Here is a 21,094-nt window from a genome sequence, read left to right as displayed (position 1 = left end):
CCCTGGTTGATCGAGCAATCAGGTCCGATGTCGATCTCGCCGCCCTCGGCAACGGCAAGGCTGATATTGCCGCCGAGATAGACGCGATCGCCGATGCCGATTGTGCCGGTGACGCCTGGGCAGCGGATCGGTCCAGCAAAGATCACCGACTTTCCAAAGCGCACCCAGGACAGATAGAGGCGTCGATACCAGAGGCTGCGCAGCATCCCGGCAACGCGATCGATGCCCTTTGTGAGCCTGTGACGCATGTCCCGCTTCATCGCTGAAGCCGTGCAGGATTGAGTTTTGCGGATTGGAAGACCGCCAGCACGCCGCTGCCAAAAAGGATGACGGCGAGCCTGAAAATCCCGGTATCGAAACCGCCCCGCAGGACGAAAATCGCAAGGAGCGGAATAAGCGCCGTAACCAGTGCCTGACTGAGAGGCGTCAACCCGCGCAGTGCTGCATAGGCATTGTCGAGGAGCGCCAAGACGGCGCCGAACAACAGCCCGATCACGCACACAAAGAGATGGCCACCGGCCGCAAAGGCTTCGCCGGCAAGGCCGGGGGTCAAACCGCCAAGGAGATCGCGCGCCTCCATCAGCCGCAATTCCCGGCTCAACTGCATCGGTTTTTCGGGGAACAGCGCGCGCGGCAGCACCTGCTGGATCACATCCCAATATTGCCCGGGATTGAACCTGATCTCGGCCGCATAACGGGCGGAAAGCGCATAGCCCTCAAGCAGCGACATTTGCGACAGCGTCATCGGCAGGCTGGCGAAAAAGTCTGTTTCCTCGCCCTGGAGTGTCAGGCGGAAACTCAATGTCTGCACGGCGAGGATCGCCACGACGACACCAGGCACGATCAAGCGGCGTAGCCTGATCCGGCCATGTGCGAGATAGATCAGCGCAAAGCTCAGGCCGCTGATCGCGAGTTGGGTTCGTCCACCGAGAAGCCAGAACACGGCCAGGATCAGGACCATCGAGAACCATGGCGATGGCCCGCCATTGCTGAGCTGGCGCAGGCATAGAAGGCTCGTTGTCAACGCGCCGAGACAGGCGAAGGCATAGGTGACTGAAAAGAGCGGGGTCTCGACCGGCAGCCGCAAGAATCCGGCCTGCGCAAAGCCGATCGGTCCGCCGGGTGCGAGGCCAATCGAGATCACAAGGCCGATCAGCACGGCGATGTGCCACGGCAGGGGATCAAAGGTCCACCCACGTGAAATGGTGCCTGCGTCTTCAAGCGGCCGCGCGACTAGCCAGTAGCCGAGCAGCCAAGCCATGCTGGCGAGAAAGGTCATCAACACGACCTCGCCCCGATAGGCCACCATCGTCGCCGAGGCGTGCCGCGGATCGAAAAATACCAGCGGCAATCCGTGTGACACGAGAATAGCGGCGCTTAGTAACAAAAGGGCAGGGCGCTGGTGCCGCACGCCGAATGCCATCGCCGGGAGCGCGATAGTGACCAGAAAAAGCGCTACGGCGAGCGTCATGGCCGCTGCCCCAATATGGCAGGCGCTGCTGCCTTTTCGGCCTGTTCGATGTCGCCGACAAAATTGGCTAGTAGAACCTGCCGGCTCCAGCGCGCTTCGGCCCTGGCGCGTGCAGCGCTGCCCAATTGCCGCGCGAGCACCGGATTATCGCAGAGGTCCGCAATGGCCTGAGCAAAGGCCACTGCATCTTGCGGTGGCGTGGCTATGCCGCAGCCCGAGACCTCCTGAAATAGCGCCGAATGTGGGCTCGCCGTCGCCACCACGGGACGTCCGGAAGCCAGCATATTGGGCAGCTTGCTCGGCAGTACCAGATCCTGCGCGCAGGCGATTTGCGGCAGTAGGTGGATGGTGGCGAGAGCGAGCAGATCGCCAAGCTTTTCGATCGGCTGCAGGTCGTGGAAGCGGATATTGCGCAGACCTGATGCTGATGCTTCGAGCGCCGCACGGTCCGGGCCATTGCCACAGATCACGAAGGTCAGATCGTCTCGGTGAGATAACTGCCTCGCCGCCGCCAGGATGAGATCAAGCCCATGCTTGCGCCCGAGTGCCCCGGAATAGAGTGCCACATGCTCCGTGCCGATACCCCAAAGCGCGCGATAGGGCGATGGCTCGTCCTGCGGCACGATCCGGTCGACGCCGGCCCAGTTGCGATGCTCGGCAATCCGGTTTACCGGTACGCCTTTGTCCTCAAGGCGCCGACACATCGCTGGGGAAATGGTGCTGACGTGATCGAAGGCGCAGAGAATGCCCCTCTCGATCTGACGCAGTATTTTCCCCAAAAACCAACCGCGCCCGATAAGCCCCGTCGCTTCCGCCGCCTCGAGCTCAAAATCCTGGACGTGAAGCCAGGCGGTGGCGCCGCTCAGGCGCGCGGCAACAAGACCCACGGGGGCTGCCATCAAACCCGGCGCAATGGCAATAACGCGATCGGGCCGCCAGAGCAGTGCGGCCCACAGCATTGGGAAGAATGCCGCGAGAGCAAAGGTGAAATGATGGAGAAGGCGCATCGCGCCAGTGGGGTGCCGCGGAATAAAATGCGGCACGCGCAGCACGTCGAGCCGTCCCCGCCGCTCCAAATTCCAAAAACCGTGCCCCGGCCGAGCGCGCCATTCGGGATAATATGGCTGACCCGCAACAACCCTGACTTGATGTCCAGCCCGCACCAGGGCCTCTGCCAGGCCGGTGGTATAGGGTCCAATACCGATTATCTCGGGCGCGTAATTGAGGCCCAGCACCAATATCTTCATGGTGCACCGCCGCTATCTGCTAACGGGCCTCTGTCCGGCAACAGACCGATATTGAAAACACGCGAAGCTACACTGGTGCCATTGACGCTCAACACCGGCCTACCCCTCATTGGATGGACGGCTCTGAGTGTTTTACTGATCCCTCATCGGGTCAATGCGGATTCATTGCGAGGATATAGGTCAATTTACGTATATTTAACGATATTGAGCCCGATTGATCTGATTTATAGTTCTGGCGCGCAGCGTCTATTCTGAAACCCAAAGCAAAACGGCGGCACCTGTTGATGCCGCCGCTTGTTTACAGTCTAGACTGCATTTCGATCAGAATTCGTCCCAGTCCGTCGAGACCGCAGCATTGCCGTGGCTTAGGTACTGGGCCTGCGCGGGTTTGGCCTTTGCTGCCGGGCGGCGGACGGGCGCCACGTCGACAGGTGCCGAGCGCTCGGAGACGCGGAAGACTTCGACGATCGTGTCGAGTTCGTTGGCGCGGGCCTCGGTTTGCTCGATGGCCGCGTTGGTTTCTTCGACCAGAGCGGCATTGTGCTGGGTCATCTCGTCCATCTGGCGCACGGCCACATTGACCTCGTCGATGGCCTGGGCCTGCTGCGCGCTTTCGCGGGCAATTTCGGCCATCATGGCGCTGTTGGCGCGCATAGCCTCCAGCATGGAGCTCAGCTTGTGGGCCGCGTCGGACACGAGGCGCGCACCGCCATCGACTTCCCGCGCGCTTTCCTCGATCAGCGCCTTGACGTCCGACGAGGCTTCGGCAGCCGATTGTGCCAGGCGGCGCACTTCGACGGCGACGACCGCAAAGCCCTTGCCCGCTTCGCCGGCACGTGCCGCTTCCACCGAGGCGTTGAGCGCGAGAAGGTTGGTCTGGAAGGCGATATCGTCGATCATGCCGATGATGTTCGAGATCTTTTCCGAGGCAGTGGTGATCCGGCCCATAGCGGCCGTCGCCTCGTCCATCACCTGGCCACTTTGCACGGCCGATTGCGTGACAGCCTCGGCAGTGGAGCTACCGCGCTGCGCGCGCTTGGCGTTCTCGGTCACGGCCTGAGCAAGCTGCTCCATGGTAGCCGAAGTTTCTTCGATCGTTGCTGCCTGACGCGTGGTGCGCTCGGAGAGATCGTTGGCGCCGGCCAGGATCTCGCCGGTTGCAACTTTCACGCCGCGCGACGTGGTGCGAAGGCGCGTCACCACATCGGTCAGCGTATCGGCAACGCGGTTCATGTCTGTCTGCAGTTCAAGGAAAGAACCCTGGTGCGAACCGGTCATGCGCTGGGTCAGGTCGGTATCGGCAAGCGCGCCGAGGACCGAGCCGGCGTCCGCAAGGCCAGTGCGCACGCTCGACACCATGGCATTGAAGTTCTGCGACAGGCGCGTGATGTCCTGATCGGCAAAGTTGGTGGTGATCGCGCGGCTGAAATCGCCGGCCATCGCGGCTTCGACCACATCGTCGAATTCGGCCTGGAAGACTTCCATGGTCTTGGTGCGCGCGGCGGCCTTCAATGCGGCGGCTTGTTCCTGTGCCGTCATCGAGGCCATCTTGATGCCGTTGTCCTTGAAGACCTGCACAGCCTGCGCCATTTCGCCGATTTCGTCGGCGCGGGTGGCGCCGGGCACTTCGGTCTCGAAGTCGCCTTCCGAGAGAGCCCGCATTGCGGTGGTCAGGCGGGTAACTGGTCGGCCAAGCTGGGATGTGCCGATGTAGACGGCCGCGCCGGTGCCGGCGATGATCCCGAGACCGGCAACCGCCAGCAAGAGGGTGCGCATCGTGCCTTCAAAGCCAACTAGATCCTGCTGGATGGCTTGGTAGTCTGCAAGGTCGGTGGCGACGATCGCGTCGATATCGGCCTGGAAGGCCTTGCGATTGGCGCGGTTTTCGTCGGTATTGCCCTGAGCGTTGGCCTGGGCTGGGTCGACATCGCGGCCAAGGCGCGCCGTCTCGGCGCGGAAGGTGCGGAAGGTCGCCGCCTTATCGGCCATGGCGGTGAACGCAGCCTCATCTCCAACTTCGACCAGAGGGCGCCAAAGATCGAGAACGCGGTCCATTTCGTCGAGCTGGGTCAGGATACCTTCGGCGAACTGGCCGGCTTTTTCGGTATTGGCTGCCGCGTAGACACCGCGGGCTTCCATGACCACGGCCGTCACGCGCCGATTGAGCGACTCGCCATAGAGCGCGCGCTTGGAGGCGTGATCGAGGCGTTCGATCTGGTGGTCATATTCGGCCACGACATATAGGCCAATGCCGGTGATCAGGGCAGCGACAACGCCCATGATGCCGACGATAGTCAAAACCTTGCCGCGGATGCGCATGCGACAATACCTTTTCAGTGCGCCGTGGGGTTACGGCTTGGTTAAAAGCCGCCCATCTGCCGAACACCTATTCTGGGTTCTTGTCGCCGAATTGCGGTCTACTTCCGCACTATAGTAGTTTTCCTCTTAATGTATGGTGAAGCACTTATGAATCGGCCATATCTCAATAAAAACAAGGCCTTACCTTAAAGTCGAAGTGCTGCTTTCAAGTCTGCTACAAATTTTGCCGAGGTTGTTCGGCGATTTAAGCTCGCAAATCCTAGTTTTGCTGCCAATTCGTTGTCGGTCTTGGCCGGTGCTGAGCAAGAGCCATGAATGGCCGCAAAAGGGGCGTTATCCAGAAGGCTGCGGACGTTAGCGGCGCTGATACCCGCGCCGGGCATGATGGCAATGCGCCCGGCAGCTACTTGGTGCGATCGCACGAGATCTTGGATGCCTTCGAGTGCCGTGTGAGCGCGGCCCGAGGTCAGAATGGTATCGAAATCGAGGGTAATCGCCTGCTCAATCGCCTCTTCCAAATCGGGCACCAGATCGAAGGCGCGATGGAGCGTTTTCTTCATACCCTTGCTCCGTTCCGAGAGTTGCGTCAGCGTCTCGATATCGAGGCGCCCATCTGCAAGGCTTGCGCCCAACACGACGCCTTCGATCCCTGTTTCCCGGATCGCATCGATCTCAACCAGCATTTGCGCCAATTCATCGCGGTCAAAAACGAAGTCGCCAGCGCGTGGCCTGATCATGGCACGCGCCGAAATTCCGGCGCGCGCAGCCAAAGTTACCAAGCCCGTGCTCGGGGTCAAACCGCCGAGTTCCAGGGCCGAGCATAGCTCCACCCGGTCGGCCCCATTGGTTCGTGCCACGCCCAGTCCTTCGGCGATGTCGATGCACACTTCGAGAATAGTCATGCACCAGCTCCCACCCCAAGCGCTGCGGCGCCAACCAGGCCCGCATCTGCTGTTAGTTCCGCCGGAACGATCAGCGGCCGATCGAGATGCCGGAGAATGCGTGGCCGCACTGCAGCGTCGATGCGCGCGATCAGTTCGCGACTATTGCCGAGCCCACCGCCCACCGGCACGATGTCTGGCCCGATGATATTGACCACCAGCGCCAGCGGCTGCGCGAGGAGGGCGATGAAAAGATCGATGGTCTGAGACGCTGCACTATCGCCGGCCGACCACGCGTCCACGATGCTGGTGCTCGGCAGCTCCGTGCCATGAAGATGCCGATGCAGCCTCTCCATGCCTCGCGCGCCGCCGACGGTGTCGAGGCAGCCCGAAAGGCCGCAGCCACAGGCAAAGTGCGGCAAATCGTAGGGCGCGACATCAACCTTGGTCGCAACGATCGTCCCATGCCCCCATTCGCCGCCGAGCCCGCCTGCGCCGGGATGCAGCTTTTGGTCAACGACGATGCCGCCGCCAACGCCGGTCCCGAGAATTGCGCCGAATGCGACGCGATGTCCGCGACCGGCGCCCGATGTCGCCTCGGCAAGCACAAAGCAATCCGCGTCATTGGCGACGGTCACTGGCCGGTCGAGCCGCTTAGCCAGTTCGTCGGACAGCACTTTCCCGTCGATACAGGGAATGTTGGCGCAGGTAACCAGACCTGTCTGCGGATCGACCACGCCGGTGATGGAAATGGCAATCGGCGATCCCGCCGGCGCGCCGCCTTTGGCTACGAAACCAGCGATGACAGCAACGAAGGCCTCGAAATCCTGCGTTGGCGTCGGCTGGCGGCCGAGATGGATCAGCGCATCAGGGGTCGTCGCGGTTGCGGCTTTGATCGTCGTGCCGCCAATATCGAAACAGGTGATCATGGATGGTCTTGGGAGAAAAGGTGCGCCGACACTAGCCTCTGCCTGTGCGGGGCGCCAGACGATGCCATAGCCGCAGCCCACGAAACTGGTTATGCATCGGCCTCAATTTTCTGGAGCCGCGGTTTGAACAAGGTCGGAATCATCGGGGGCGGACCTGCGGGACTTATGGCGGCGGAAATTCTGGCAACAGCCGGACATTCGGTTACCGTCTTCGAGGCTATGCCTACAGTCGGGCGCAAATTCCTGATGGCTGGCAAATCCGGGCTCAATATCACCCATGCCGAAAGCCATTCCGCTTTGCTCGACCGGTACGGTGCTGCCCGTCCAATGCTCGAAAACGCACTCAATAGATTCACCGGCGAGGACGTCCGGACTTGGTGCGCTGGCCTTGGCGTCGAAACCTTTGTCGGTTCCTCCGGCCGCGTCTTTCCCAAAGCCATGAAAGCCTCGCCGCTGCTCCGCGCCTGGCTCGCGCGGCTGCAAGATCTTGGCGTCACCATCCGCTCGCAATGCCGCTGGACTGGATTCGACGGCAACAGCCTTACCTTCGAAACCCGCACGGGCGAAGAACGCCACCAATTCGATGCCGTTCTCCTCGCCCTCGGCGGGGCGTCATGGCCGCGTCTTGGCTCCGATGCTGCTTGGGTCGCCCCCCTTCGCATGCAAGGGGTTGAGATCACACCCTTCCTTCCCGCCAATTGCGGGTTTGAGGTCGCCTGGAGCTCCTTCTTTATCGAGCGCTTCGCCGGCCAGCCGTTGAAATCGGTGACCGCCACCAGCGCCGCCGGCACCATCCCGGGCGAGTTCGTCGTCAACCGCTGGGGCATCGAGGGCAGTCTGGTCTACGCCCATGCCGCGACCCTCCGCGATGAAATCATCGCCAAGGGCACAGCTGTCCTCACGGTCGATCTCATGCCGGGCCGCTCGACTGAGCGCCTCGCCGCCGATCTCGCGCGTCATCCCAATAAATTGAGCTTTGCCAACCGCATCCGCAAAGGCGCGGGGCTCGATCCAGTGAAGGCCGCGCACCTCCGCGAGTGTTTTCCAAACGCCAGCGCGCTCGACCCCATTGCGCTCGCTGCAGCCATAAAAGCCGTTCCGATTACCCTCGAGCGCACCCGCCCAATTGCCGAAGCCATTTCCTCGGCCGGGGGCGTTGCCTTTAGCGCCTTGGACGAAAACTTCATGCTCAAGGCGCTCCCCGGCACGTTCGTCGCCGGCGAGATGATCGATTGGGAAGCGCCCACCGGCGGCTATCTTCTCACCGCGTGCCTCGCCACCGGCCGTGCCGCCGCCGAGGGCATGATCGCCTTTCTCAACGCTCAGCGATAACCCGCCGCCTGCAATTCGAAGAGCTCCGCATAGCGCCCGCCCAAAGCCAGCAACTCTTCATGCGTGCCGGCCTCGAGAATAGCGCCGTGCTCCAAAACCAGAATGCGATCGGCCATGCGTACGGTCGAAAACCGGTGCGAGATGATCACCGCCGTCTTGCCGCTCGCCAGCCCCTTGAAGCGCGAAAACACTTCCGCCTCGGCCTTGGCGTCAAGTGCTGCCGTCGGCTCGTCGAGAATGATCAGCTCGCTGTCGCGCATATAGGAGCGCGCAATGGCGACCTTCTGCCATTCCCCGCCCGAGAGATCGCGACCCTGCTTGAACAGCCGACCCAATTGCTGCTCATACCCCTTGGGCAGCTTGGCGATGACGGCATCGGCAAGGCTCTGTTCCGCCGCCTCGTCGATGCGGCCCTGATCGTCCTTATCCTCGATCCGCCCCACGCCGATATTGTCGCGCGCGGTAAAACTATAGCGGATGAAGTCCTGGAAGATGACGCCGAGATGGGCGTGGATATCGCGTGGCGCCATATCCTTGAGATCGACACCATCGATGGTGATGCGCCCCTCGCTCGGGTCGTAAAGCCGCGCAAGCAGCTTCACGATCGTCGTCTTGCCCGCGCCATTCTCGCCGACCAGCGCTAGAGTCTCCCCCGCCTTCAGCGTGAAGGACAGATTGCGGACGACCCAATTCTCAGCCTCGGGATAGCGAAAGCCGACATTTTCAAAGCGCACGCCATCCCGGATCGGCACCGGAAACGGTTTTGGGCTAGCCGGCGCCAAGACAGTCGGCTCGATCTCGAAGAAGGAAAAGAGATCGTCGAGAAACATCGACTGGCCCGCAATGGCGGTAAAACCGAGCAGGATTTTTTGGAACAGCCCATTGAGCCGCAGGAACGAGCCCGACAAAAAGGCCAGATCGCCGATGGTGAACTCGCCGGCAATGGTGCGCCAGACGATAAAGGCATAGGCGGCGTAATAGGCGAGGGTGGCGATCGCGCCGAACAGCGCGCCCCAGCCATTGCGCAAAATGGCGATGCGCCGGTTTTCGATGAAGATGTCATGCGCGAGCTTGCGGAACCGCTCGATCAAAAACTCACCGAGCCCAAAAAGCTTGATTTCCTTGGCCGTCTCGGCGCTGGCCCCAATATAGCGGATATATTCGAGTTCGCGCCGCTCCGGCGTCCGCCAGCGGCTGACCATATAGGCCATGGTGTTGAACCGCGTTTCGCCCCAGATCGAAGGCACGAAACTTAGGGGCAGCAAAAGGATCAGCCACGGCGCATAAACGAAGAGGCCCGCAGCCAGTGTCACGACGGTGATCATGTCCTGCGCCTGGCCGAAAAGTTGGCTCAGCAGCGCGTTGCGCCCCGCCGCCTGCCGCCGCGCCCGCTCCAGCCGGTCCTGATATTCCGCGCTCTCGAAATGCATGAGGTCGAGCTTGGCGGCATGCCCCATCAGCTCGACACTGACCTGGTTGGAATGAAGTTCGGAGAGGATGGAATCGACGAGCCCGATGCCGCGCGCAATGACATCATTGCCGAGCACCAGCGCCATTTCGAGGAGCAGCAGCAAGAGGATCGGGTTCAAGAGCCCCGCATTCCACCAATCGGTCCAGTCCGGCCCGGGCGGCGTCAGCGCGGAAAGCCGCACAACCTCGTCGACGATCAGCTTGGCGGCATAGAGCACCGCGATGGGCTGCAGTGCTGCGACGAGCCTGAGGCCAATGCTGGCAGCCGTCATCGTCCGGCTGGTGCGCCAGATCTGTGCGACGAGCCGCCCCAGATGCCGCAGATTGTCGAGTCGTTGCCTGAAAGTCGGAGATTGTTCGGGAATGGGCGGTGGTCGGCGCCCTGGAAGATCGGTCATGACAGTATTCTAGTTGGGCGCCGCAGATTAGGCGAGTAGGCAACCGCGCTCCCCGACAAACGTTCCCTCGGAACGCATGGAGGAGGAACCAATGCTCAAGGACAAAGACAGCGCCGCCATCGTTGCGGTCAAGGATCTAGACCGCGCCCGCCGCTTTTATCGCGATGTGCTCGAACTCGAATTGACGAGCGATGGCGATCAGGTGCTGCAGTTCAAGACAGGCAAGACAGCACTCGTCGTCTATGTCTCGGACTTTGCCGGCACCAATCAGGCCAATGCTGTCGTCTGGGGCGTCGGCGACGAAATCGAGGCGATCACCCGGCGCCTCGCCGAAAAGGGCGTCACCTTCGAGCGCTATGACGGCATGGACTATGCCGACGGCATCCACCGCGCCGGCGATTTCGCCATGGTCTGGTTCAAGGACCCCGACGGCAATATTTTGCATCTCAACAGCATGTAGCGCTCAGCGCAGATTGCGCAAAAACCCTGCGAGATCGCCAGTCACGTGGTGCACATGTGGGCCGGTCGTCTGGCCCAGCTCCCAGGCTTCCACCTGGTCATGCGCAAACTCGGCGCCCGGCACCACCTGTACCGTCGCCATTCCGATCTCGTGCGGCACGACCAGGTTCTTTTCGAGATCGTCGAACATGATCGCCTTGGTCGGGTCGATCCCATAGCGGCCGAGGAACCCGTCATAGGCCTGCTTATGCGGCTTGGGCACGAAGGTCATGGCGCGGATATCGTGCACGTCTTCGAACAAGTCAGGCCCGCCAAGACGCCCCAACACCGAGCGCGCGTGGTTTGTGTCGCCATTGGTCAGGATGAATTTCCGGCCAGGCAGGGCGCGGATCGCGTCGATCAGCGCCGGATGCGCGATGACGGGCGAATAATCGATGGCATGGACCGTGTTGAGGAAATGCTCGGGGTCGATCTTGTGTCCGTGCATCAGCCCGTTGAGCGTCGTCCCAAAGTCCCGATAGTAGCTTTTCTGCAGGGATCGCGCTTCCTCGAAGTCGAGGCGGGTCACGTCCATCACATAGCGGGTAATCAGGACGTCGATCTGGGCAAAGAGATTGCACTCACGCGGATAAAGCGTGTTGTCGAGGTCGAAGACCCAATCGGTGATGTGGTTGAGGTTTGGTGCGGCAGGGCTGTTCATGGCGCCAAGCTAGCACAAAATGATGAAAGCTTCATCAGGGGTGCGAGCCTCCCGTAGGAGGCTCGCGAAGTTTTGCGCTTATTCGGCGGCAGCCTGATTAGCCGTGATGGCAAGGCCGAGAGCCGAGATCAAACTGGCCGGGTTGGCTGCAGCAGCGCTCAGAACCAACAGCGTGGTCGGGGTCGCTGGCTTGACGGCAACCTCGATGCTCTTGGGGTCATCGAGGAAGGTGTTGACCTGCGGCACGACCATGTCGGTCAGCTCGGGAACACCGGCCTGGCCGACAAGCTGCGGCACCATGGCCTTGAGGCTTTCGACGAACGCGGCGCGATCGGCACCGGACTGGCTGGCAAAGAGGTCGAGCAGTTTTGGTGCAAGACCGGCATCGTCATAACGCAGGCTCGAGCTCGTCAGCGTTACGGCCTGGAGCAGTTCCATGCCCACCATCATCTGCTGGGCCTGCTGCTCTTCCGGCGTCGCGCCCGGCTTTGCCGTTTCCATGGCATTGATCTTTTCGAACACGGCAGGGGTCAGGCCCGACATGTCCATCTTGAAATTGATGGCGCCGACATCGGCGAAATCCAGCAAGAACTGGTCGATGATCATGTGGCCATCAGCCAGGCCCCAGGTCATCTTTTCGCTGATATTGCCGTTGATTTCGGTCAGGCCAAGCGCCTGGATCACCGGGCCTGCCTGCGGGTCTTCCTCGGCCATGGAGGTCAGGTCGGCCCAGATGCCGGTGATGTCGAAGGTCGAGGCAATATCGGTGACGGCGTCGGCATCGTCATAGGTGAATTCGTTCGTCGCCTCGATCGAGTCGATCGAGAGGAAATCGGCGCCATCGCGCGTGATCTTGAGAGGACCGGTCGAAACACTGCCCACCGAAGCGAGGAGGGCGGTCATGTTCACCTCGTCTTCGGGCGGCAGATAAATGTCCGTCGCCGAAATGTCGGTCAGGGTCAGGTGGCCCGTCGGTTCTTCGGCAAAGTCGGTGTCGATATCGGGAACGGTCAGCGCCTCGGCAGTAAAGCCGCCATCATCGGCGTCGGCAACGCCGGTGAAGGTCAGTTCGGTATCGATGGTGAGCGGGTCGCCTTCCATGCCGGCCACGGCAACGGTGGCACCATCGACGGTGATGGTGGTGCCATCCAGGGTGGCGGTGCCAAACGTAATGTCATAGCCCCCGACCTTGTAGACTGCTGCAAGGCGGTCGACGAACGTCTGCGCGTCGAGCGCCATTGCTGGCTGCATCAGCGCGAGGGTCGCCAAGCCGGATGCAAGCATCAGGCCCTGGATCTTCGTGGTCTTCATCATGGTCTGCGTCATCCTTGATGTTAATGAGGTTGCGGAATTACTCGAACGCCCGCCTGTCCCCCGGTTGAATTGCCCCTCGAAGACTGACTGCAGTCGATAAGCGGCAGAATTGCGTCCGTTCTTATGGCACTGGTTTATTTCGCCACAATGTCGAACTCTGCTTAGCCAATTCGGTTCAATTTGCTTCAAGAAAGAGCCGATAGGCGGAATTTTCCGTTTCGTCCCAATAGGGAAAGCCGATGGCGTCGATATGGGCATAGAAGTCCTGGCGCGTTTCGGGCGGCACCTGCACGCCCACCAGAACGCGGGCATAGTCGGCGCCGTGATTGCGATAATGGAACAGCGAAATGTTCCAGGCGTCGTTCAGCCCTTCGAGGAATTTGAGCAGAGCGCCCGGCCGCTCCGGAAACTGGAAGCGGAAGACCATTTCATCGTCGAGGTCATGCACTCGCCCGCCCACCATGTGCCGCACATGCAGTTTTGCCACTTCATTGTCGGTCATATCGGTCACCGAGAGACCATTTGACGAGAGGAGGTCGATGATCTCGCGCTTCTCGGTGTCGCCCTGGGTGAGTTTTACGCCGACAAAGATATGGGCGCCGACGCCGTGGGCGTAGCGATAGTTGAATTCGGTGATGGCTCGCCGCCCGAGCAGGCGAATGAACGCGCGATAACTGCCCGGTATTTCGGGGATGGTCACGGCCAAGAGCGCTTCGGCCCGCTCGCCGATTTCGGCGCGTTCCGCCACATAACGCAGCCGATCGAAATTGACATTGGCGCCCGAGTTGATGGCGATGAGGCTGCCCTCGGGCGCCGCGCCATCCTCGACATGCCGCCGCAATCCCGCCAGTGCCAGGGCGCCAGCGGGTTCGGCAATGGCGCGCATATCGTCAAAGATATCCTTGATCGCCGCGCAGATTTCGTCGGCTGTCACCGTCACGATGTCGTCCAGCAGGTCCCGGCAGAGACGGAACGTCTCGTCCCCGACCTGCCGCACCGCGACGCCATCGGCAAAGAGCCCGACCTGATCTAGCGGGACGGGGTATCCCGCGGCGATCGCCGCCTTCATGCTCGCGGCTTCTTCCGGCTCGACGCCGATCACCTTGATCTCGGGCCGCAAAAACTTGACGAAAGTTGCGATCCCCGCCGCAAGGCCGCCCCCGCCGACCGGCACATAGATGGCGCCGATTTCGCCCGGATGCTGGCGCAGCAATTCCATGCCCACCGTACCTTGACCGGCAATGACATCCGGATCGTCAAACGGATGGACGAAGACGTAGCCATGCCGCTCGGCCAGGCCTGAGGCATGGGCCCGCGCCGCGTCGAACCCGTCGCCGAACAGCACGACCTCGCCGCCCAACCGCTTGACGGCATTGATCTTGATCTCGGGCGTCGTCGTCGGCATGACGATGATCGAGCGCACCCCGAGCCGCGTCGCCGACAGCGCCACGCCTTGCGCATGATTGCCGGCCGAAGCGCAGATCACGCCACGCGCCCGTTCCTCGGCCGTCAACTGGCTCATGCGATTGTGCGCGCCGCGGATCTTGAACGAAAAGACCGGCTGCAAATCCTCGCGTTTGAGGAGGATATCCTGACCCAGCCGCTGCGAGAGAAGGCGCATCGGATCGAGCGGGGTCTGTTCGGCAACTTCATAGACCGCCGAGGTCAGGATCTTGCGGACATAGTCGGTCATTGCGGGCTCCCGGAATTGGCCGTGATGGACGCCTGCTGACAGAAAATGTCAATCGCCTCACCCACACACCCATGCGCGGCAGGCATGACACATTGTCTCAATCAAATGATTGATTGATGTTTGCGGTAGAGCTAATGATCCGCGCCAGAAATTTCTGAAAGCCTCTCGATGTCCTCCTCGTCCCCATCCATGACCCGGCGCGAAAGCGGCGACGATCGGCGGATCGCCATCGCCCAGGCCGCACGCGCTCTGATCATCAAAAAAGGGCTCGAGGGTCTCCGCACCCGTGACATTGCCGAGCGGGTGGGCATCAATATTGCGACGCTTCACTACCATGTACCGACCAAGGAAGCCCTGGTCACGCTCGTTGCCGCATCGCTTCGCGAGGATTTCAAGGCCTCGGCCCAGCGCCATCCGCGCGCCGATCTGCCTGGCCTCCAACAGCTCCGCATCGAATTCGTCGAGTTCGCCGAAATCGTCGCGGACTCCCCCGAACTGATTGCCGTCCTCAGCGAACTGATCGATCGCGCCCGCCGCGACCCCTCGATCGCCGAAATCATCTTGCCCATGCAAAGTTTCTGGACGGGCCAATACGCCGAAATTTTTCGGACTGGCGTGAGCGACGGCTCGTTCCGGCCCGATCTCGACCCGGAAGCTGCTGCCGTGATCACGACGGCCGCCTTGTCCGATTGCTGGCGTCCGCATCGGCGCGCCCAGCTCCCTGCTGTCACTGCCGAACTCGAACGCGCTTTTTCATTCCCTTCGTCACAAGGATAAATCCATGTCCTCTCCCCATGCTCAAGCCGGCGCTGCGACGCCGCCCGATCCGCGCCGCTGGGTGGCGCTCTTCGTGCTGCTCATCGCCAATTTCATGAACCTCATCGATGTCACCATCGTCAATGTCGCGCTCCCCTCGATGCGCACCGGGCTCGGTGCCTCGGATACGCAGATCGAATGGGTTATCGCGGCCTATATTCTCGCCTTCGCCCTCGGGCTTTTGCCCTTCGGTCGCCTCGGCGACATTCTGGGGCGCACGACGCTGTTCCTCTGGGGCGTTGCCGGCTTCACCGCCGCTTCCGCTCTTTGCGGCCTCGCGCCCAATATCGAGTTCCTGATCGTGGCGCGCATCATTCAGGGCCTTGCCGGCGCCATGATGACCCCGCAGGTCCTCGCCATCGCAACCGTCACCTTCCCACCCAATGAACGCGGCCAGGCCTTTTCGCTCTTTGGTCTTTCCGCGGGCCTTGCTTCGGTCTGCGGTCCGATCCTCGGTGGCGTCCTGATCTCGGCCAATCTCTTCGGCCTCTCCTGGCAGCCGATTTTCCTCGTCAATATCCCGATAGGTATCGCCGCCGTCGTCGCGGGCTGGTTCCTGATCCCGCGCCTGCCGGGACATCCGTCGCTCAAGAACGACTATGTCGGCATTGCCCTCTTCGGTCTTGGCATCATGGCGGTGGTCTTCCCGATCGTCGAAGGTCGCGCCTATGGCTGGCCAGCCTGGTGCTTTGCCATGATCGTTGCCGGCCTCGCGCTCATCGTGGCCTTTGTTTTCTGGACGCGCCACCGCGCCGCCGCCGGCCAGTCGCAGCTTCTCAACTTCGACCTGATCACCAATCGCCAGTTCATGTTCGGCGCCTTGGTCGTCACCATCTTCGCTTCGGGTATTCCCGGTATGTTCATGGTGATTTCGCTGCTCCTGCAGGGCGGGTTCAATTTCACCCCGCTTGAATCAGGCCTCACCAATACCCCGTTCTCGGTTGGCGTCCTGATTGCCTCGCTCATCGCTGGCCGTTTTGGCGCCCACTATCTCCGCAGCCGTCTCGCCGCGGCCGGTGCGCTCCTTAGCTTCGGCATTGGCTGGTTGCATTTCTACATTGCGGGCGTCGGCGACACGATCGACCATTGGGCCTTCCTGCCGCCACTCCTCATCGCCGGTATCGGCCTCGGCCTTGGGTTCTCGTCGCTCTTCCAGCTCGTTCTGGCCAATGTGCCCCAGCGCGATGCCGGTGCCGGCTCAGGCGCGCTCCAGGCGTTCCAGCAGGTGGGTGGCGCGCTCGGCGTCGCCATCATCGGTGAAATCTTCTTCACCCACCTCGGCAATTCCATGGCGACGGGCTCTGCACCCCACGCGGCCTTCGCGGATTCGACCGCCATGGCGCTCTGGTATCAGGTGATCAGCTTTGGCCTCGTGCTCTTGCTGGCCTTTGCCTTCAAGCGTCCAGCGGCCCGGGCGCCGGGCGGCGCACCGCAGCAGCATGTCGCGATCGAAGTTTGATCTCTCGGGGGACGGCGGTGCGCTGCCGTCCCTCAGCTCGCCTTGAACAGCAGTTCCCAGGTCTGGAATAGCGCGAGGCAAACGACCAAAGTGCCGACCATCAGCATCAAGCGCTTGGGCGGCAGGATGCGGACGATAAAGCCTGCCAAAGGCGCGGCGATCACGCCGCCGACCACCAGCCCCGCCACTGACCAGAAATACTGATCGATCCCCTCGGCCTCGCTCCAGTGCCCGGTGAGAAGGGCGGTGATAAAGGCGATCGAAACCGCCGTCGTCACGAAGAATTCGACCGTGTTGACTGTGCCAACGACAAAGCGCGGCGCGCCGCCCGAACCGATCAGGCTCGAGGTCACGATCGGCCCCCAGCCGCCACCACCGGCAGCATCGACAAAGCCACCGGCCACACCAAGCGGCATGACGATCTTGGTCTGCGGTTCGCGATAGGCGCCCCGCACGCGCAGGGCGCGATAGAGAATGAACACACCAAGCAGCCCGAGATAGGCGGTCACGTATGGCCGCAGCACCGCACCGTCGATCGCGGTCAGCACATAGGTGCCGAGCACGCCGCCGACGATCCCCGCCGGCGCGAGCCGCCAGAACAGCTTCCAATTGACGTTTCGATTGCGCACATGGCTCGTCGCCGAAGCGGCCGTCGTGAACATTTCGGCGGCATGGACGCTGGCCGAGGCTGCAGCCGGCGGTACACCGAAGGAAAGGAGCATGGTCGAACTGACGACGCCATAGGCCATGCCAAGCGCACCGTCGACGATCTGGGCCAGAAAGCCCACCACGGCAAAAATGAAAAACTCCGAACCCAAAAGCATCCCCCAGCTTTATTTGGTTCTCGAAACAAGGCTCATGCGGATTCCGTTCCGGTGGAGGCGGGGCGGTGAAACTCACCGCTACCCAGATCAGCCCCGATCATTTGACATATCTGCGATTGTCACCCCGGCGAAGGCCGGGGCCCATCTCGAGATCTCAGGATGGATCCCGGATCAAGCCCGGGATGACAACCGGTGGTCGTGGCAGATCCGAAGAAGGACTTACCTTACGATCAGCGTACCCGCACCGAACTCGGTAAAAAGCTCCACCAGCACCACATGCGGCTGCTTGCCGTTGAGAATGACAACACCCTCAACGCCTGAATCGAGCGCCTCAAGGCAGGTCTCGACCTTCGGAATCATCCCGCCCGAAATCGTCCCGTCGGCGATCAGCTTCTTCGCGTCGCTCACCGTCAGTTCGGGGATCAGCTTGCCGTCCTTGTCAAGCACGCCCGGCACGTCGGTCAGGAACAGAAGGCGCTTGGCGCCGAGCGAACCGGCAATGGCGCCGGCAAAGGTATCGGCATTGATATTATAGGTGTTGCCATCGCGGCCGGGCGCGACCGGGGCGATCACCGGGATCATTTCCGAGCGGGCGAGCAGATCGAGGAGGGTCCGGTCGACTTCGACCGGTTCGCCGACAAAGCCGAGATCAAGCACGCGCTCGATGTTGGAGCCGGGATCTTTCACCTTCTTTTCGGCCTTACGGGCAAAGACCATATTGCCGTCCTTGCCGCAAAGCCCGATGGCCCATTCGCCTTCGGCATTGATCAGCGCGACGATTTCCTTGTTGATCGAACCGGCGAGCACCATTTCGACGATTTCCATCGTCCGTGCGTCGGTGACGCGAAGGCCGCCTTCGAACTTGGATTCGATGCCGAGGTTTTTGAGCATCGAGGCGATCTGCGGACCACCACCATGCACGACGATCGGATTGACCTTGGATTGCTTCAAAAGCGCAATGTCGCGCGCAAAAGCCTGGCCAAGCTGGGCGTCGCCCATAGCGTGGCCACCATATTTCACCACGACGGTCTTGCCCTCGTAGCGCTGCATATAGGGCAGGGCTTGCGCGAGGATGCCGGCATCGTGGCTGAAGCGATCGGTCGTGTTCTGGTCGGTCATGGGTCGACTGTTTCCTCGGGAAAGACCTGCGGACGGGCAAGGGTCTAGTGCATTTTGTCGTCCGTTTAAATCATTGGACGCGACAAAATCGTGGCCGATGATCCATTTCCTCCACAATTGCGTTGTCCGTGCTGCGAGTGCGTGGAAAGATGCTCGCATGGAGGAGCCGGAACGACATTCCGGACATTTGCCGATGCAAGCTGAAGCCCGCGACATTGCGGACCTGATCTCTCGTTGTGCCTTGCGCGACCGTGTCGCTTTTCGCTCACTTTACGACCGAACAAGCGCGAAACTTTTCGGCGTAGTTCTGCGTATTTTAAAAGACAGAGCCGAAACCGAGGAAGCGATCCAGGAAGTCTACGTCAAGATCTGGCAAAAAGCCGATCGATATGTCTCAAGCAATACCAGCCCCATTAGCTGGCTCTGCGCCGTCGCCCGCAATCACGCCTTGGATATCATCCGGGCGCGGCGTCCGATCAGTGAAGACATAGACGTTGCCCTTGATATCCCCGATCTCAGTCCTGACCCTGAACGGCAGGCGGAAGCAGCCGAAGATGGCGCGCGTATCGAGGTTTGCCTCGCAACGCTCGATCCCGATCGTGCCGATGCGGTGCGTGGGGCCTATCTTGACGGCTTCAGTTATGAGGAATTGGCAGTCCGCCATTCCGTGCCGGTCAACACGATGAGAACATGGCTGCGCCGCAGCCTCATAAAGTTACGAGAGTGCCTGACGACATGACCGAGCAAGATTTTACAGAAGAGGACCAGGGCCGCGCCGCGATCGCCGAATACGTCCTCGGCTTGCTTGGCCCCAAGGCGCATGCCGAGATGACGCGTAGGATCGAGCAGGATGCAGCCCTCCGGCGCGAACGCGATTTCTGGGTCCAGCGCTTTGCCTATCTCGACAATCAGGTCGAGCCTGTCGGCCCACCGGCCCATATCTTCTCCGATCTCGAAACGAGACTTTTCGGCGCTCAAAAGCGCGCTTCCCTGTGGGATAGCCTTGCCCTCTGGCGGTCCGTCGCAGCCGGCGCTCTGGCCGTCGCCGCAATCGCCGTCGGGTTCAGCACGCTCCAGCCCCGCCCCGATTCCGGCCAGCTCGCCAATCAGCTCGTCGCCGCGCTCCAGGCCGAAGGCAGCGATGTCGAATTCGTCGCCCTCTATGACGGCACGGGCGCTGTTCGCCTCACTTCGCTCTCCGGTCACTCCGTACCGGGCAGCGATTATGAACTCTGGGCCATCCAGGGCGGCCACGACCCCATTTCGATGGGTCTCGTCCCAATCGACGCCCGCACGACCGTCGAACTCACCGACGCCGTCCGCTCCGGCTGGGGCGAAGGCTCGGTCCTTGCCATAACCCTAGAACCCGCCGGCGGCGCTCCCAACGGCGTCCCCACCGGCCCAATCGTCGCGCAAGGCGCCGTCACAAAGATCTAGCCGAGCGCATTTGCGCGCTCGTTGGCCTAGCTCTCCCGACGGTCGTCATTGCCCGGCTTGTCCGGGCAATCCATCTTTTTACCATCTGGACCACCCGGACAAGCCGGGTGGTGGCGGCTGCTCATTTTTCCATTTTACTGGCCGATGCACGAGGCAACTGTGCCTTGTTCCAACGCGCGCACTCAGCCGCGTTTCTGAACAACCCCAAGTCCCCCACATCATTCCCACGAAAGCGGGAATCTCCCTTCCCGAAACCCGGATTCCCGCTTTCGCGTTAGTAACGCCGCGGTGGGGTGACAGGGTTTAAACGGCCCCGAGTGCGTAGTCTCCACTCGGGACAACCTGAACAACTCCATCCCTGAAACCTTCATACTCACCGCCTTTCCCTCGGGCTTGACCCGAGCAACTGTGTTGTTGGTTCAGGTTTTGAAGGGCGTTTGGTCTCTCAGAACGGCATTGGCGATGACGATGATTTTTCGGGCAATAGCGACGAGGGCGAGCTTTTTGGGTTTGCCGGCGGCGGTGAGGGTTCGGAAGAACTGACCAAGCAGGCCAGTGCTGCGGCATGCGGTGAGGGCCGCCATGTAGAGAGCAACCCGCACACGAGGACGTCCGCCACGGATGCTGCGCTTGCCGCGGAACAGGCCGCTGTCATTGTTGAAGGGGGCCAGACCTGCCAGCGCAGCGATGGTCTTGGGCGAGCGATGGCCGGCCTCCGGCAGGAAGGCCAGCAGCGTGGTGGCGGTGACCAGGCCGATGCCAGGGATGGACCGCAGGAGGCGCTGGGCCTGTGCTAGATGTCGGTCAGGATTTCGGGTTCCGCCATCTCCTGTTGGCGGGTCAGTTCGCCCCGGCGCATGTCAACCAATTGATCCCGGCGCCGCGCCAACTCGCCTAAAAGYCGGCGCCTCTCGTCGGCGGCGGCCTGGGGATGTGGCCGYAAAGCCTGCGCCATCCGGGCCAACATCTGCGCATCGACCTTATCGGTCTTGGCCAACTGCCCGGTGGCCCGGGCAAAGGCCCGCGCSTGTGCCGGATTAACCCGACAGAATGCTATTCCGGCYTGCTCCAGAGCGCGGCGCAGCTTGCCATCATAGCGGCCCGTCGCTTCGAACAGCACCAGCTCGGGCCGGCTCAGCCCGGCCAACCAGTCCGCAAGAGCCGCCTCGGTATTGGCGATAGAAAGCTCCCGAGGCGTCTCAGGCCTTCTCACTCATGACGAGAGG

19 protein-coding genes are annotated in these 21,094 nt (G+C 61.7%); 6 read left to right on the top strand and 13 right to left on the bottom strand.

Going from position 1 to position 21,094, the window contains the following annotated elements; translation table 11 throughout:
• Window positions 1-256: 256 nt before the first annotated feature.
• The 5 genes from ASG47_RS11070 to ASG47_RS11050 all read right to left on the bottom strand — a co-directional run bounded on the left by ASG47_RS11070 (window position 257) and on the right by ASG47_RS11050 (window position 6,847).
• The gene (locus ASG47_RS11070) at window positions 257-1,471 is read right to left on the bottom strand and encodes a hypothetical protein (RefSeq protein ID WP_061908973.1); all 1,215 of its coding nucleotides are present in this window, start codon (window positions 1,469-1,471) and stop codon (window positions 257-259) included.
• A complete protein-coding gene (locus tag ASG47_RS11065) occupies window positions 1,468-2,718 on the bottom strand; it encodes a WcaI family glycosyltransferase (protein ID WP_061908971.1) in 1,251 nt (416 codons plus the stop codon). The genes ASG47_RS11070 and ASG47_RS11065 overlap by 4 nt, the downstream gene beginning before the upstream one ends.
• A 321-nt stretch (window positions 2,719-3,039) precedes the next feature.
• On the bottom strand, window positions 3,040-5,037 hold the full coding sequence (locus ASG47_RS11060) for a methyl-accepting chemotaxis protein (RefSeq protein WP_061908969.1): 1,998 nt from the start codon (window positions 5,035-5,037) through the stop codon (window positions 3,040-3,042).
• Window positions 5,038-5,222: 185 nt separating this feature from the next.
• Window positions 5,223-5,939: a copper homeostasis protein CutC gene (locus ASG47_RS11055; RefSeq protein ID WP_061908967.1), complete on the bottom strand. Its 717-nt coding sequence runs from the start codon at window positions 5,937-5,939 to the stop codon at window positions 5,223-5,225.
• Window positions 5,936-6,847 carry an ROK family protein gene (locus tag ASG47_RS11050; RefSeq protein ID WP_061908965.1) on the bottom strand — a complete coding sequence of 304 codons (912 nt, stop codon included), beginning with the start codon at window positions 6,845-6,847 and terminating at the stop codon, window positions 5,936-5,938. The genes ASG47_RS11055 and ASG47_RS11050 overlap by 4 nt, the downstream gene beginning before the upstream one ends.
• Before the next feature lie 123 nt (window positions 6,848-6,970).
• Between ASG47_RS11050 and ASG47_RS11045 the strand changes: the two genes are divergently transcribed.
• Window positions 6,971-8,179 (top strand): TIGR03862 family flavoprotein, encoded by a 1,209-nt coding sequence (locus tag ASG47_RS11045; protein ID WP_274532525.1) that lies wholly within the window; start codon window positions 6,971-6,973, stop codon window positions 8,177-8,179.
• On the opposite strand, the gene ASG47_RS11040 is transcribed toward ASG47_RS11045, so the two are convergent.
• Window positions 8,170-10,047: an ABC transporter ATP-binding protein gene (locus tag ASG47_RS11040; protein WP_061908961.1), complete on the bottom strand. Its 1,878-nt coding sequence runs from the start codon at window positions 10,045-10,047 to the stop codon at window positions 8,170-8,172. The two genes, ASG47_RS11045 and ASG47_RS11040, sit on opposite strands and share 10 nt — an antisense overlap.
• A 91-nt stretch (window positions 10,048-10,138) precedes the next feature.
• On the opposite strand from ASG47_RS11040, the gene ASG47_RS11035 reads away from it, so the two are divergent.
• Window positions 10,139-10,507 carry a VOC family protein gene (locus ASG47_RS11035; protein ID WP_061908959.1) on the top strand — a complete coding sequence of 123 codons (369 nt, stop codon included), beginning with the start codon at window positions 10,139-10,141 and terminating at the stop codon, window positions 10,505-10,507.
• 3 nt (window positions 10,508-10,510) lie between these two features.
• Here ASG47_RS11035 and ASG47_RS11030 read toward each other — a convergent pair whose 3' ends face one another.
• The 3 genes from ASG47_RS11030 to ilvA all read right to left on the bottom strand — a co-directional run bounded on the left by ASG47_RS11030 (window position 10,511) and on the right by ilvA (window position 14,213).
• The gene (locus tag ASG47_RS11030) at window positions 10,511-11,206 is read right to left on the bottom strand and encodes a pyrimidine 5'-nucleotidase (protein WP_061908957.1); all 696 of its coding nucleotides are present in this window, start codon (window positions 11,204-11,206) and stop codon (window positions 10,511-10,513) included.
• A gap of 78 nt (window positions 11,207-11,284) precedes the next feature.
• Complete coding sequence (locus ASG47_RS11025) at window positions 11,285-12,520, bottom strand: hypothetical protein (protein WP_156464074.1); 1,236 nt, start codon at window positions 12,518-12,520, stop codon at window positions 11,285-11,287.
• A gap of 175 nt (window positions 12,521-12,695) precedes the next feature.
• Entirely contained in the window at window positions 12,696-14,213 is a 1,518-nt protein-coding gene (gene ilvA, locus ASG47_RS11020) for a threonine ammonia-lyase, biosynthetic (RefSeq protein ID WP_061908953.1), read from the bottom strand.
• A gap of 189 nt (window positions 14,214-14,402) precedes the next feature.
• Between ilvA and ASG47_RS11015 the strand changes: the two genes are divergently transcribed.
• Together ASG47_RS11015 and ASG47_RS11010 are read left to right on the top strand one after the other, a co-directional pair.
• Window positions 14,403-14,990, top strand: a complete 588-nt coding sequence (locus tag ASG47_RS11015) for a TetR/AcrR family transcriptional regulator (protein WP_061908951.1) — start codon at window positions 14,403-14,405, stop codon at window positions 14,988-14,990.
• Between the two features lie 4 nt (window positions 14,991-14,994).
• The gene (locus ASG47_RS11010; protein WP_082511692.1) at window positions 14,995-16,488 is read left to right on the top strand and encodes a DHA2 family efflux MFS transporter permease subunit; all 1,494 of its coding nucleotides are present in this window, start codon (window positions 14,995-14,997) and stop codon (window positions 16,486-16,488) included.
• A 32-nt stretch (window positions 16,489-16,520) separates the two neighbouring features.
• On the opposite strand, the gene ASG47_RS11005 is transcribed toward ASG47_RS11010, so the two are convergent.
• Together ASG47_RS11005 and argB are read right to left on the bottom strand one after the other, a co-directional pair.
• On the bottom strand, window positions 16,521-17,312 hold the full coding sequence (locus ASG47_RS11005; protein ID WP_061908947.1) for a sulfite exporter TauE/SafE family protein: 792 nt from the start codon (window positions 17,310-17,312) through the stop codon (window positions 16,521-16,523).
• Between the two features lie 219 nt (window positions 17,313-17,531).
• Window positions 17,532-18,431: an acetylglutamate kinase gene (argB, locus tag ASG47_RS11000; protein ID WP_061908945.1), complete on the bottom strand. Its 900-nt coding sequence runs from the start codon at window positions 18,429-18,431 to the stop codon at window positions 17,532-17,534.
• 157 nt (window positions 18,432-18,588) lie between these two features.
• Here argB and ASG47_RS10995 point away from each other — a divergent pair, with 157 nt between their 5' ends.
• Both ASG47_RS10995 and ASG47_RS10990 read left to right on the top strand, forming a co-directional pair.
• Entirely contained in the window at window positions 18,589-19,170 is a 582-nt protein-coding gene (locus ASG47_RS10995; protein WP_244483991.1) for a sigma-70 family RNA polymerase sigma factor, read from the top strand.
• Window positions 19,167-19,868, top strand: a complete 702-nt coding sequence (locus tag ASG47_RS10990; protein WP_061908941.1) for an anti-sigma factor domain-containing protein — start codon at window positions 19,167-19,169, stop codon at window positions 19,866-19,868. The genes ASG47_RS10995 and ASG47_RS10990 overlap by 4 nt, the downstream gene beginning before the upstream one ends.
• Window positions 19,869-20,287: 419 nt before the next feature.
• Here ASG47_RS10990 and ASG47_RS21315 read toward each other — a convergent pair whose 3' ends face one another.
• Window positions 20,288-20,590, bottom strand: coding sequence for a transposase (locus ASG47_RS21315; protein ID WP_413813462.1), 303 nt, complete (start codon window positions 20,588-20,590; stop codon window positions 20,288-20,290).
• Between the two features lie 71 nt (window positions 20,591-20,661).
• The gene (locus ASG47_RS10980; RefSeq protein ID WP_061908939.1) at window positions 20,662-21,081 is read right to left on the bottom strand and encodes an IS110 family transposase; all 420 of its coding nucleotides are present in this window, start codon (window positions 21,079-21,081) and stop codon (window positions 20,662-20,664) included.
• Window positions 21,082-21,094: the final 13 nt, after the last annotated feature.

The sequence above is a fragment of the Devosia sp. Leaf420 genome, from assembly GCF_001425445.1.
Taxonomy (GTDB): domain Bacteria; phylum Pseudomonadota; class Alphaproteobacteria; order Rhizobiales; family Devosiaceae; genus Devosia.
This window is presented reverse-complemented; position numbering and strand designations above follow the sequence as displayed.